Source organism: Stenotrophomonas sp. ASS1 (assembly GCF_004346925.1).
Classification (GTDB): Bacteria; Pseudomonadota; Gammaproteobacteria; order Xanthomonadales; family Xanthomonadaceae; genus Stenotrophomonas; species Stenotrophomonas maltophilia_A.
On the sequence record NZ_CP031167.1, the window covers coordinates 4,164,271 to 4,176,591 of the forward strand.

General features: G+C 66.7%; 12 protein-coding genes. 2 read left to right on the plus strand and 10 right to left on the minus strand.

The window, feature by feature from the left end; genetic code table 11:
• Positions 1 to 17: 17 nt before the first annotated feature.
• Positions 18 to 779 carry a sulfite exporter TauE/SafE family protein gene (locus MG068_RS19265; protein ID WP_014038735.1) on the plus strand — a complete coding sequence of 254 codons (762 nt, stop codon included), beginning with the start codon at positions 18 to 20 and terminating at the stop codon, positions 777 to 779.
• A 106-nt stretch (positions 780 to 885) separates the two neighbouring features.
• Here the strand turns inward: MG068_RS19265 and MG068_RS19270 are convergent, their stop codons facing one another.
• The 7 genes from MG068_RS19270 to MG068_RS19300 all read right to left on the minus strand — a co-directional run bounded on the left by MG068_RS19270 (position 886) and on the right by MG068_RS19300 (position 8,958).
• Positions 886 to 1,602, minus strand: coding sequence for a haloacid dehalogenase-like hydrolase (locus MG068_RS19270; protein WP_032127168.1), 717 nt, complete (start codon positions 1,600 to 1,602; stop codon positions 886 to 888).
• A complete protein-coding gene (gene trpC, locus MG068_RS19275; RefSeq protein WP_132810909.1) occupies positions 1,599 to 2,393 on the minus strand; it encodes an indole-3-glycerol phosphate synthase TrpC in 795 nt (264 codons plus the stop codon). Before trpC ends, MG068_RS19270 begins: the two co-directional genes overlap by 4 nt.
• Positions 2,394 to 2,467: 74 nt before the next feature.
• Complete coding sequence (trpD, locus tag MG068_RS19280; RefSeq protein ID WP_132810910.1) at positions 2,468 to 3,499, minus strand: anthranilate phosphoribosyltransferase; 1,032 nt, start codon at positions 3,497 to 3,499, stop codon at positions 2,468 to 2,470.
• A 16-nt stretch (positions 3,500 to 3,515) separates the two neighbouring features.
• Positions 3,516 to 4,103, minus strand: coding sequence for an anthranilate synthase component II (locus tag MG068_RS19285; protein WP_049424046.1), 588 nt, complete (start codon positions 4,101 to 4,103; stop codon positions 3,516 to 3,518).
• Between the two features lie 2 nt (positions 4,104 to 4,105).
• Positions 4,106 to 4,879, minus strand: coding sequence for an SIMPL domain-containing protein (locus MG068_RS19290; protein WP_132810911.1), 774 nt, complete (start codon positions 4,877 to 4,879; stop codon positions 4,106 to 4,108).
• A gap of 67 nt (positions 4,880 to 4,946) precedes the next feature.
• A complete protein-coding gene (gene trpE, locus MG068_RS19295; RefSeq protein WP_049401669.1) occupies positions 4,947 to 6,422 on the minus strand; it encodes an anthranilate synthase component I in 1,476 nt (491 codons plus the stop codon).
• Between the two features lie 178 nt (positions 6,423 to 6,600).
• Complete coding sequence (locus tag MG068_RS19300; protein ID WP_132810912.1) at positions 6,601 to 8,958, minus strand: Tle-like phospholipase domain-containing protein; 2,358 nt, start codon at positions 8,956 to 8,958, stop codon at positions 6,601 to 6,603.
• Here MG068_RS19300 and MG068_RS19305 point away from each other — a divergent pair.
• A complete protein-coding gene (locus MG068_RS19305) occupies positions 8,854 to 9,927 on the plus strand; it encodes an ankyrin repeat domain-containing protein (RefSeq protein WP_240792096.1) in 1,074 nt (357 codons plus the stop codon). The genes MG068_RS19300 and MG068_RS19305 overlap by 105 nt on opposite strands.
• 15 nt (positions 9,928 to 9,942) lie before the next feature.
• Here the strand turns inward: MG068_RS19305 and yegS are convergent, their stop codons facing one another.
• The 3 genes from yegS to rpe all read right to left on the minus strand — a co-directional run bounded on the left by yegS (position 9,943) and on the right by rpe (position 12,311).
• A complete protein-coding gene (gene yegS / locus MG068_RS19310; protein ID WP_032127162.1) occupies positions 9,943 to 10,878 on the minus strand; it encodes a lipid kinase YegS in 936 nt (311 codons plus the stop codon).
• Between the two features lie 260 nt (positions 10,879 to 11,138).
• Complete coding sequence (locus MG068_RS19315) at positions 11,139 to 11,630, minus strand: GNAT family N-acetyltransferase (protein ID WP_132810913.1); 492 nt, start codon at positions 11,628 to 11,630, stop codon at positions 11,139 to 11,141.
• Positions 11,631 to 11,633: 3 nt separating this feature from the next.
• A complete protein-coding gene (gene rpe / locus MG068_RS19320; RefSeq protein ID WP_132810914.1) occupies positions 11,634 to 12,311 on the minus strand; it encodes a ribulose-phosphate 3-epimerase in 678 nt (225 codons plus the stop codon).
• Positions 12,312 to 12,321 lie beyond the last annotated feature (10 nt).

Here is a 12,321-nt window from a genome sequence, read left to right on the forward strand (position 1 = left end):
CGCGCTAGGCTCGGTGCATGGAACTGAGCAGCGCATTCTGGTGGTTCATCCTCATTGGCCTGGGCGCCCAGCTGGTGGACGGCGCGCTGGGCATGGCGTTCGGCCTGGTGTCGTCGTCGGTGATGCTGGCCATGGGCATTCCGCCCGCGCAGGCCAGTGCAGCCATCCACACCGCCGAGGTGTTCACTACTGGCGCCTCCGGCGTGTCGCATCTGGTCGCCGGCAATGTCGATAAGCGCCTGTTCCTGCGCCTGGCGCTGCCCGGCGCCGTGGGCGGCGCCGTGGGTGCCTACGGCCTGACCCAGCTGCCCGGCGAGGTGATCCGCCCGCTCATCTACCTGTACCTGCTGGTGCTGGCCATCATCATCCTGGCCCGTGCCGCCGGCCGCCTGATGCCCAAGGGCGAGGTCAAGCGGGTGCCCGTGCTGGGCTTCGTGGCCGGCTTCCTGGATGCCAGCGGCGGGGGCGGCTGGGGGCCGGTGGCCACCTCCACCCTGCTGGCCCGCGGCGGCCAGGCACGCACCACCATCGGCACGGTGAACGCGGCCGAGTTTGTGGTCACCCTGACAGTTTCAGCAACGTTCCTGCTGTCGATGGGGCTGCATCACCTGCAGATCGTGGCCGGCCTGCTGATCGGCGGCATGATGGCCGCGCCGGTGGCCGCACTGCTGGTGAAGCGCCTGAAGGAGCGCTGGGTGCTGGTGGCCGTGGGCGTGCTGGTGCTGGGCATCAGCCTGTTCCAGATCGGGCATGCGCTGACCGGGTATCTGGCGCGCTGACTGCTCACCGGGCGCAGGACCATTTGCCGGCCAGCGGCCGGCACTACCGGGACGGAGAAGGGTAGTGCCGGCCGCTGGCCGGCAGATCCGTCACCGTGCGGCGAGGTCAGGCCTTGTCGCCGCCGCGGTCCACGCAGCCCCAGTTGAGGATGCGGGTGCCGGCCGGCAGCACGCGGCGGAAGAAGTCCACCCTGCCCGGCTTCGGGTTCACCACCACCGGCGCCTTGGCGGCCAGCAGCAGCGGCAGGTCGGCGGTGCTGTCGGAGTAGGCGATATCGATGTCGCCGTAGCCGCGCTCGCGCAGCATGCGCATCTTCTCTTCGTTGTGGCAGTGGCGGGTCGGGCCGACGCCACCCAGCCGTGGGCCGACCTCGGTGCCGATCACCGGTACGTCCTGGTGGGCGACGAAGGCCAGGATCGCGCGTGCCAGCTCTGGTGGCGCGCCCGTGGCAACCACCACGCGGTCACCCTTGGCCCGGTGCGCTGCGAACACCTCCAGCGCCTGTGGCAGCAGCTTGGCGCGCATCTGCGCCTCGTTGCGCAGCACATAGGCGTCGATCACCTTGTTGAAATCGCGCGCACGGTGCAGGCCGAAGCTGCCGATCCACACATAGACCGAAATGCCGGTACGGCGGGTCGGCAGCAGCGCCACCATCGGCCCGGCGATCGGCGTGACCAGCAGCGCCGCCAGCATGCGCAGCGGGTTGCGCTTGATCAGCGAAGCGAACAGGTGAGTACCTGAATCGCCATCGTAGAGGGTGTGGTCGAAATCGAAGACCACCAGCGGCGCATCGTCGCGCGGCGTCGGATAATGCGTTTTCATGCCGCGAAGAATAGCTGACGCAGGCCCTCGCCCGGCTCTTCCACGCGCATGAAGGCTTCGCCCACCAGGAACGAGTGGATGCCGGCATCGCGCATCAGCGCCACGTCCTGCGGACCGAGGATGCCGCTCTCGGTGACCAGCAGGCGATCGCGCGGCACCGCCTTCTGCATGTCCAGCGTGGTCTGCAGCGACACCTCGAAGGTGCGCAGGTTGCGGTTGTTGATGCCGATCATCGGTGCCGGTACCTGCAGCGCACGCTCCAGCTCGTCGATGTCGTGCACTTCCACCAGTACGTCCATGCCCAGCGACATCGCCAGTTCGGACAGCGTGGCCAACTGCGTGTCGTCCAGCGCAGCGACGATCAGCAGGATGCAGTCGGCGCCCAGCACGCGCGCCTCGTACACCTGGTAGGCGTCGATCACGAAGTCCTTGCGCAGCACCGGCAGCGTGCAGGCCTCACGGGCCTGCTGCAGGTAGGCATCGGCACCCTGGAAGAAGTCCACATCGGTCAGCACCGACAGGCAGCTGGCGCCGCCGAACTCATAGCTGACGGCGATGTCGGCCGGGCGGAAATCCGGGCGGATCACACCCTTGGACGGGCTGGCCTTCTTCACCTCGGCGATCACCGCCGGATCGCCGTTGGCCACTGCCGCCTGCAGCGCGCGCACGAAGCCACGTACCGGCGGGGCGCTGGCCACGGCGGCCTGCAGGTCCTCGAGGGGACGCTGGGCACGGCGCTGGGCCACTTCTTTGGCCTTGCGGGCCAGGATCGTCTGCAGGATGTCGCTCATCGTCGTCGATTCAGTGCGGGGGCGGTGAGGACGGCCATTATCGGCCATCAAGAGGGTCAGGCTGAACCGCGCGCTCAGGCAACCAGCGCGCGGGTGGTCTCTACATACTGCTGCAGGCGCTGGCGGGCGCTGCCGTTGGCGATGGCGGCACGGGCGCGGGCCAGGCCGTCGCCGATGTCGCTGGCCACACCGGCCACGTACAGCGCGGCGCCTGCGTTCAGGGCCACGATGTCCAGCGCCGGGCCGGGGGTGTTGTCCAGCACCGCACGCAGCATGGCAATGGACTGCTCCGGGCCGTCCACGCGCAGGTTGCGGCTGGCCGACATCGCGATGCCGAAGTCCTCCGGGTGAATCTCGTACTCGCGCACCTTGCCGTCGCGCAGCTCGCCGACCAGGGTGCCGGCGCCCAGCGAGATCTCGTCCATGTTGTCGCGGCCCCAGACCACCATGGCGCGCTCGGTGCCCAGCTCGCGCAGCACCCGCGCCTGGATACCCACTAAATCGGGGTGAAACACGCCCATCAGCACCGACGGTGCGCTGGCCGGGTTGGTCAGCGGGCCAAGGATGTTGAAGATGGTACGCACACCCATCTCGCGGCGGACCGGCGCGACCACCTTCATCGACGGGTGATGGATCGGCGCGAACATGAAACCGATGCCGGTCTGTTCGATGGCCGCGGCGACCTGCGCCGGCTGCAGCTCGATGGCCGCACCCAGCGCTTCGACTGCATCGGCGCTGCCGGACTTGGACGACACGCTGCGGTTGCCATGCTTGGCCACGCGCGCACCGGCCGCAGCGGCGACGAACATCGCGCAGGTGGAGATGTTGAAGGTGTGCGAGCCATCGCCACCGGTGCCGACGATGTCGACCAGGTGGGCGGTATCGGCCACCGGCACCGCCAGCGCGAATTCGCGCATCACCGTGGCCGCAGCGGCAATCTCGTCGATGGTTTCCTTCTTCACCCGCAGGCCGGTGAGGATGGCGGCGGTCATCATCGGCGAGACGTCGCCGCGCATGATCTGCCGCATCAGGTCGACCATTTCGTCGAAGAAGATTTCGCGGTGCTCGATGGTGCGTTGCAGGGCTTCCTGGGGGGAGAAGCTCATGGGAATGCTCCTGGGATCAGGCGGCCGGACGCTGCAGGAAATTGCGCAGCAGGGCATGGCCGTGTTCGGTGAGGATGGATTCGGGATGGAACTGCACGCCTTCCACCGGGAACTGGCGGTGGCGCAGGCCCATGATCTCTTCGATCGAGCCGTCGTCGTTCTCGGTCCAGGCGGTCACTTCCAGCACATCGGGCAGGCTGTTCTTGTCCACCACCAGCGAGTGGTAGCGGGTGGCCTGGTAACGGTCCGGCAGGCCGGCGAACACGCCCTTGCCTTGATGGCGGATCGGCGAGGTCTTGCCATGCATGATGTTGCCGGCGCGGATGACCGTACCGCCGTAGACCTGGCCGATGCCCTGGTGGCCCAGGCACACGCCGAGGATCGGCGTGGTCGGGCCCAGGCGCTGGATCAGCTCCAGCGACACGCCCGCTTCGTTGGGCGTGCACGGGCCGGGCGAGATGACGATGCGTTCGGGCTTCTGCGCGGCGATCTCGTCCACGCTCATCGCATCGTTGCGCACCACCTTCACCTCGGCGCCCAGCGTCTGCAGGTACTGCACGAGGTTGTAGGTGAAGCTGTCGTAGTTGTCGATCATCCACAACATGGTCAGGTTCCGTCGCTTATCAGGAAAATGGCGTACACGTTTTCGGTGTAGGTGATGGGGCCGGCTTCGATGGACTCGGTGGACCGTGGTGCAGGGACGCCCTGCACGGGCGCCTGCGGGGACGGCGGAGCGGACGCCACGAGCGAGGCATCACCGTCCGGCCAGCTGCCTGCCTGCACGCCGTAGGCGAAGTTCGGCGCGACGTCGGAGATGCTGTAAAGACCGGTGATACGCGCGCCGTAGGCGCTCGCCAGATTGCGCGCGGACTCCCTAGTCTGCGCGGCAGCTTCGCCCTTCAACTGTGCGCGCAGGGCGCGTTCGTCCGCATAGCCGGGCCGCATGCCACTGATCTGCAGTTCATCGCTCGCATTGACAGCGCGCAGGAAGCCCTGCAGGTCCGCCGTACTGGCAAAGCTGCCCTTCAGCTGGCGGCTGACCTGGGTCCCCACGTACTCCTGCTTGCCACCCGCATAGCGATGCTCCGGCCGGATCGTCAGGTTGTCGGCCCGCACGCTGCCGGACACCGCGTGATTACCCTTGAAAGCAGCCAGCACAGCTTGCACGTTGTTCTGGACGCGGGCGCGCGCGCTCTCGACCTCGGCGTCGGTGGACTTCACCAGCAGATCGACCGAGAAGCGGTCCGGCATCACCGTGCGGGTGCCCTGCCCCTTCACCAGCAGATGCGGCTGCGAGGGAATGGTGTTGGCCTGCGCCCATGCAGACGGGGCCATCGTGGCCAGCAGCGACGACCACAGCAATGCGCTCAGCAGCTTCATGCGGTACTCCTTGTCTTGAACGGGAACAGCGGAAGATGCCGCGGCGCAGGCCACGGCACGGGAAGGCTTACAGGCCCTTGGCAGCCTGGGCAACGGCGCGGAACAGCGCGCGCCCCTTGTTCATCGTCTCGTCCCATTCCTTGTCCGGGTCCGAGTCGTAGACGATGCCGGCGCCGGCCTGCACGTACAGGCGGCCGTCCTTGATGACGGCGGTACGGATGGCGATGGCGGTATCGGCATCGCCGTGCCAGCCGATGTAGCCGATGCTGCCGGCGTAGACATTGCGCTTGATCGGTTCCAGCTCGCGGATCACTTCCAGCGCGCGGATCTTCGGCGCACCGCTGACCGTGCCGGCCGGGAACGTGGCGCGCAGCACGTCGGCGTAGCTCAGGCCCGGCTGCAGCTGCCCGGTCACTTCGCTGACGATGTGCATGACGTGGCTGTAGCGTTCGATCACGAACTGCTCGCCCACTTCCACGGTGCCGGCCTTGGACACGCGACCGGCATCGTTGCGGCCGAGGTCGATCAGCATCAGGTGCTCGGCGCGTTCCTTGGGATCTGCCAGCAGCTCGGCTTCCAGTGCCAGATCCTGCTCGACGGTGGCGCCGCGCGGACGCGTGCCGGCGATCGGGCGCACGGTGACTTCGCCATCCTGCAAACGCACCAGGATTTCCGGCGAGGAACCGACCACCTGCAGGTCGCCGACATCAAGGAAATACATGTAGGGCGACGGGTTCAGTGCACGCAGCGCACGGTACACATCCACCGGGCGCGCTTTGAACGGCACGCTCAGGCGCTGGCTCAGCACCACCTGGAAGATGTCGCCGGCACGGATGTATTCCTTGCTGCGCTGGACCGCATCGACGAAGCCTTCGCGGGTGAACCCGGAGACGAAATCGGACTCGTCCAGCACGTCGCTGTTGAGCGGTGCGGGATAGCCGGCCCCCGGTGCGCGCAGCTTGGCGGTCAGTGCATCCAGGCGCGCCTGGGCCTGCTCGAAGGCACCCTCGACACGCGGGTCGGCATGCACGATCAGGTACAGCCGGCCCTTGAGGTTGTCGAACACCGCCAGCTCGTTGGAGTCCAGCAGCAGGATGTCCGGCGTGCCCAGCTCGTCGCGGCCGGCCGGTGGAGCCAGGCGCGGTTCGATGTAGCCGATGCACTCGAAACCGAACCAGCCGACCAGGCCGCCGGTGAAGCCCGGCAGGCCTTCAAGCTTGGGCACCGAGTGGGCGCTGCGCAGCGCCTCGACTTCGGCGAACGGGTCGGCCACCTCGCGGGTGTCCACCACCTGGCCGTCCTCGCGCACGGTCAGCGTGTGGCCATGGAAGGCATACACGCGGCGCGCCGGCAGGCCGATGATCGAGTAACGACCAAAGCGCTCGCCGCCTTCGACGGATTCAAACAGGTAGGTATTGGGGCCGTCGGCGAGCTTCAGATAGACCGAAAGCGGCGTGTCCAGGTCGGACAGCACTTCACGGACGACGGGAATATGGGTGTGGCCTTCAGCGGCCTGCTGCAGAAACTGAGCGTGCGAGTTCAAGACGACTTTCCTTCCGGGACACAGCGTTATGGGGGCGGACGACGGCAACGGGCCACCATCGCCACCAACGGCGTGCGGAAGAAAGGGTATGCGGGGTCGTCAGGCTGGACACCCCTTGACTGTATCGCAGCCGGGGCGGGAGGGGAACCCCGTCGCGGCGTCGCGGTTCATTCGGCCATTAGCCCATCCGCCGGGCGTTCTCCTGGGCCTCCAGCCCCTGTTGCTGGGCCAGTCCGGCTGCCGTCGCCTGTTCGCGACCGGTGTTCAGGGCGTCAACCTGCGCCGTGCTCACGACCAGCGGCTGGGCCATGCCGGCCGCCACGTCCACATGTGCATGTCGGCGGTGGGCCGCCTGCAGATCCGGGGTGTCGACCGCGAATGCCCGCGTGCGGTCGTCACTGAGCAGCACATGGGAGATGGCCTGCAACCCTTCGCGCTTGGCCTGCACAGCCAACGCCCCGGCCAGCTGATCGCTCTGCAGGTTCGGGATGCGGCCATGTGCCACATCGAGGCCGTGCACGCCGGTCTGCGCGCCCTTGAACAGATGGAAATCGATGTGCCCCGGATCGTTCAGCGCGGGTATCTTCGCGCCCCCCTCCTGCAGCTGTGCATGCGGCCGTCCAAGCAGCTTGCGCGCGGCCGCCTCCTGGGTCGCGATTGCCGCGTCGAGACTGGGGTTCATCGTCTCGCTCATGCCATGCCGGTCCACCGACTCCCCCATGGTCGCACTGCCGCGCCCGATCACCCACGACGTCTTGGCCAGGTTGACCAGGTTCTGCGGCAGTGCTGGCGTGGGCAGGTGCGTGGCAATGCCCTTGTTGGCCATCGCGCCCAGCCCGACGGTGCCGGCCAGCACGGCCGGCGCCTGCGAGGTCAGCCCGGTGATCTGATGGCTGCTCCAGTTCATGCCCATGTGGAAAGTCGCGCCGTACACGGCATAGCCGTTGCGCAGCCCATTGGCCACGCCATGCACGCCCTGCTGCAGCTGGCCGCCCAGATGATGGCCGCCGGCACGGATGCGGCCGGCATCCGCCGCCGCTTCACGGGTGGCTTCACGGGCCTTGGTTTCGTGTTGATTGCGCGCCGCATCACCGTGCTCACGCATCTGTCTGGCCATGTCGTCGGCACCGAGCGCACCCAGCACGCTGGCCCCGATGTTCCAGCCGTAACTGCCCTTGGCCTGCACGCGGTGGCTGACCGATTCGACCAGACCCTGCAGCTCGCGACCCTTGGCAATGACCGTCGCACCGCCTTCGATGCCCACCCGCATGCTCTTGCCACCGTAGTCGACCACGGTGCCGATCGCATTTCCCTGCAGGGTCGACGCACGCTCGACGGCCACGCCGGACAAGCTCATGCCCCGGCCCGCCAGCGCGCCGACCTGCTCGACATGTTCACCGGCAACCCGTCCGGCACGCATGCCGCGCGCACCTGCGATCAGCACCTCGGCCAGCGGGCCACCGTATTCGGCAAGCTGGCTTGGCGCTTCTCGATGGCGGCGATCCACCACCTTTCCGTTCACTTCGGTCTTGGCGTCCAGCAACAGTTCCATCCTGCCCGCGGCCACCGGAACATTGCGCAATGCCTCTGCCCCGGATTTCGACGCCAGCTGGTCAACCAGCTGGGCCGTGGCCGTCTGCGCACCCGCCGGCATCATCTCCTGCAGCTTGCGGGTAACCATCTGCTGCACGCCGGGCTGACGCAGCAGCTGGCTGGTCTCGCTGGCCAACAGGCCAAAGCCCTGCCGGTGATGCTCGTTGAGCCGCTTCAATCCATTCTGCACATCGTTGAGCACTTCACCCGACGTCTGGTAGGTGTGCACCGTGTCGCGCGTGTTGAACACCGGCAATCCGTGGGATTTCGCGTAGCGATCGGCGGTGGCCGGATGCAGCCCCGCCGAATTGAAGGTGGTCGCACGTACACCGGTAACCGCCGAAGCGGCAGAGGCCATGCCGCCGCCAAGCGAATGACCGGCGAGTTCAAACTGGGTACCAGAGGTCTTCAAGCGACTCGCCAGTGCCATGGCCCGATCGTAGTAGTCGCTCTGCATGCCTACGCCCTGGCGTCCATTGTTGAGGAAATCCTCGCCTCCGGATTCACGCCGCCCGCCTTTCGCCCGGGGATCGATGATTTCGCCCGTTGAGCCCTTGAACACCAGCACAGGCTTGGCGTCATCACCGAACACCCTTTTGTCCGGAATGTAGATCTCTGCGCGAAAACCCGAGTCGTTCGGCCGCATCAGCTTCTTCAGATCGGCCGCTCCCAGGCTGATGCCCGCCGCTTTGAGCGTGTCCGGGTCGGTCACGGCACTGGCGCGCGTCCACCCGACCGGCGGCTCACCTTTGCCCTTTGCCGAGGCATACACATCACCAGCAAGCGAACCCAGCTCGCGGGCGTGATAGGTCTCGCGCAAGCGCGCCGCCTCGGTGGCATGTCCACCTCCCTGCAGTTGCTCGACCAGGTGCTGCTGCGCCTGGACGCTCTTGGCGCGGGCCTGCAACAGACGTTCCTGCTGCTCGGGATCGTGACCGCTCATGGCAGACTCCATTGCTCATCAGTGAAGACACGGTCATCCAGGACCTGCTGGAATGACCACGGCCAACGCTATCATCCCCCGAACGCGTCCATGTCAAGGGATCACATGCACCGTCACCCTCACAGTTCCTTTACGCCATTTTCCTGCCTGGCGCTGATGCTGCTGATGCTGCTGAGCGCCTGCGCGCGCACGTCTTCACATGGCGCGGAGCGCTATTTCGAGGGCAAGGCACTTGAACTGGCCATCGCCGCCGAACAGGGTGATGCAGCGACGATCACGCGCCTGATCAAGACCGAAGGCGTGAACCCCGACAAGGAGTTCTCGAAGCAGGATGGCATTCCGCTCATCGCGTGGCCGTTGCGCGCACAGAACCTGGAAGGCCTGCGCGCGATGCTCGACAACGGCGCCGACCCGAATGCACGGCGTATTGAAACGCTGGACGGCGAGACGTTCCGCCACAACAACGCCATGGTCTATGCCGCGAAGATGGACGATCCGCGCTACCTGGCCCTGCTGCTGGATCATGGCGGCGACCCGGACACGCGCACCTCCAACACCGAAACGCTGCTGTTCCAGGCTTTCATTTCCGGCAACCTGTGGAAGAACATCCAGCTGCTGGTGGAGCGAGGCGCGCACGTCAACGAATCCAACATCGGCCAGGCCGATACCGTTCTCAGCTGGTACACCGGCCGTGGCGGCTTCGAGCAGGCCTACTGGCTGCTTGAGCATGGTGCGGACCCCACGATTGCATCGCCGTCATCGGCGCAACCAGGCGCGCCCGATCGGATGGCCATGGTCGAAGCCATCTACTGGGAAATCACCACACCGGACCTGCTGCCCTGGCAGAAGAAGTGCCAGCAGTGGCTGATCGATCACGGCATTGCCCGGCCGCCGCTGCCGCAGTACATCCGCGAAAAGCGTGAAGCATTCGGGTTCCCGGCGAAGGAGCAGGACATCCCCCCGTTGTAGGACTTCCGGTCCGGCTCAGCGCGGCTCGGACAACAGGGCACAGCCCACGGGCAGGTGCATCCGCACCCTGCCCGGCACGCACGCGATGCGGAACTGGCGCGCCTGTACCGGTTCGCCGTCCAGGTTGAGCGTCAACGGACGCTCGGATTCCACCTGCAGCCACGGCAGGCGCGCGCGCGTCGCCAGCTGTTCCAGTGCGGCCTGGGTGCCCGACTTCAGCATCTGGCCGAGCGTGGCGGTGACTTCACCTTCCAGCTCCGGAAGCACCGTCACGTCCAGCTGCCCATCATCGATCAGCGCCTGCGGGCACAATTGCTGGCCACCACCGGCCTGGCGGCCATTGCCGATGCCGAGCGCGATGAAGTCGCCTTCCCACGCGAAATCCGGGCCCGACAGGCGCGCATGGATCGGCTCGATCCGCCCCAGCTTGGCAATGCCGGTGATCACGTAGGCCAGCCCGCCCAGCATCTTCTTCAGGCCGGCATCGGTCTCCACCGTCACCTGCGTGCCGAAGCCACCGCTGGCGAGGTTGGCGCACCACCATTGCGTGCCATCGGCGTCCACGCGCAGCAGATCGATGGCATGCGGCGTGGCCTGCCCGATCAAGGCCAAGGCCGCCTTCGGCTCGGTCGGGATGCCGGCCGCAGTCGCGAAGTCGTTGGCGGTCCCCATCGGGATCAGCGCCAGCGAGGGCAACGCATCTGCCGGCTCCTCACGATGCGCCAGTGTCTCGGCCACCGCGCTGAGCGTGCCGTCGCCACCGGCGGCCACGATCACGTCCACGCCATGATCGATCGCCTCGGCCACGTAGCGTTCGGCGTCACCGTCTTCCCAGGTCACCCGCACTTCCAGCTGCACGCCCTGCCCACGCCAATGACCGACCGCGTCGCGCAGCTCGTCATTGCCTGCGGATTTTCCGTTGAGGATCAGGCGCCAGCGCGGGGTGGTCATGCGGTGCTTCCAGGACGGGGGTGGCACAGGCTAGCAATGCGCCGTTTGTCCGCAGTGAATGTCACGCAGGTGTCATTCAGCTGCTGGAGAATGGAAGGCCATAGCAGGGACGACGGATGGAGGCAGGATCAGCCTCCCACGCATGCAGCGAGGCCACGCCAGTGATTGGCGTGGCTTTTTTTTTGGTGCGTAGGGAGTGCGAACCAAGGTTCGCACCCACCCGGTGGGTAGATCCACGCCATGCGTGGATGCACTTCGCCTCAGCCGTTGGCGAAATCGTGCAATGCCTGGCCCTGCAGCCGGTACACGGTCCACTCGTCCTGCGGCGTGGCGCCAGCGGCGGTGTAGAACTCGATGGCCGGGGTATTCCAGTCCAGCACCGACCATTCGAAACGACCGCAACCCTCGGCCACGGCCTGGCGTGCGATGTACTTCAGCAGCGCCTTGCCGGCGCCTGCGCCGCGCTTTTCCTGGCTGACATACAGGTCTTCCAGGTAGATGCCCTTGCGGCCCAGCCAGGTGGAGTAGTTGTAGAAATACACGGCGTAACCAATGGGCTCGCCGTCGGCTTCGCAGATCAGCGCGCGCGCCGTGGCATCGGCACCGAACAAGCTCTCGGCGATGCCGATCTCATCGGTCTGCACCGAATGCTCGGCCTTCTCGTAGATGGCCAGTTCGCGGATGAAGCGCAGGATCAGACCGGCGTCGGCCACGGTGGCCGCGCGGATGTTCAACACGGCCGCCGTGCCCATGGTTCAGCCCCGCGCCGCAGAGACATTCGCGCGCATCTGCGCGATCACGTCCTGGTAGCTGGTCTTGGCATTGAAGATGGCCGAGCCGGCAACGAAGGTATCGGCGCCGGCAGCGGCGACCTCGCCGATGTTGTCGGCCTTCACGCCGCCGTCGATCTCCAGGCGGATGTCCTTGCCGCTGGCATCGATCATCTTGCGCACCACGCGCAGCTTGTCCAGCGCCGAGGGAATGAAGGCCTGGCCGCCGAAGCCCGGGTTGACCGACATCAGCAGCACCAGATCCAGGTCGTCCAGTACCCAGTCGAGGATGTCCACCGGCGTGGCCGGATTGAGCACGATGCCCGGCTTGCAGCCCAGCGAGCGGATCAGCTGGATGGTGCGGTGCACGTGGCGGCTCGCTTCCGGGTGGAAGCTGATGTAGGTGGCACCGGCTTCGGCGAAGTCCGGGATGATGCGGTCCACGGGCTCGACCATCAGGTGCACGTCGATCGGCGCGGTCACGCCGTGCTTGCGCAGCGCCTGGCAGACCATCGGGCCGATGGTCAGGTTCGGCACGTAGTGGTTGTCCATCACATCGAAGTGGACCCAGTCCGCGCCGGCGGCGAGGACGTTGTCGACTTCCTCGCCGAGGCGGGCGAAGTTGGCGGACAGGATGGAGGGGGCGATGAGGCAGTTGGACATGGCCGGGCCT

What these genes read in the sequence shown, in the direction of transcription:
- MG068_RS19265 (WP_014038735.1), top strand. Translation starts at nt 18, where the DNA reads ATGGAACTGAGCAGCGCATTCTGGTGGTTCATCCTCATTGGCCTGGGC.
- MG068_RS19270 (WP_032127168.1), bottom strand. Translation starts at nt 1,602, where the DNA reads ATGAAAACGCATTATCCGACGCCGCGCGACGATGCGCCGCTGGTGGTC.
- trpC (WP_132810909.1), bottom strand. Translation starts at nt 2,393, where the DNA reads ATGAGCGACATCCTGCAGACGATCCTGGCCCGCAAGGCCAAAGAAGTG.
- trpD (WP_132810910.1), bottom strand. Translation starts at nt 3,499, where the DNA reads ATGAGCTTCTCCCCCCAGGAAGCCCTGCAACGCACCATCGAGCACCGC.
- MG068_RS19285 (WP_049424046.1), bottom strand. Translation starts at nt 4,103, where the DNA reads ATGTTGTGGATGATCGACAACTACGACAGCTTCACCTACAACCTCGTG.
- MG068_RS19290 (WP_132810911.1), bottom strand. Translation starts at nt 4,879, where the DNA reads ATGAAGCTGCTGAGCGCATTGCTGTGGTCGTCGCTGCTGGCCACGATG.
- MG068_RS19305 (WP_240792096.1), top strand. Translation starts at nt 8,854, where the DNA reads ATGTCCACCTCCCTGCAGTTGCTCGACCAGGTGCTGCTGCGCCTGGAC.
- MG068_RS19300 (WP_132810912.1), bottom strand. Translation starts at nt 8,958, where the DNA reads ATGAGCGGTCACGATCCCGAGCAGCAGGAACGTCTGTTGCAGGCCCGC.
- yegS (WP_032127162.1), bottom strand. Translation starts at nt 10,878, where the DNA reads ATGACCACCCCGCGCTGGCGCCTGATCCTCAACGGAAAATCCGCAGGC.
- MG068_RS19315 (WP_132810913.1), bottom strand. Translation starts at nt 11,630, where the DNA reads ATGGGCACGGCGGCCGTGTTGAACATCCGCGCGGCCACCGTGGCCGAC.
- rpe (WP_132810914.1), bottom strand. Translation starts at nt 12,311, where the DNA reads ATGTCCAACTGCCTCATCGCCCCCTCCATCCTGTCCGCCAACTTCGCC.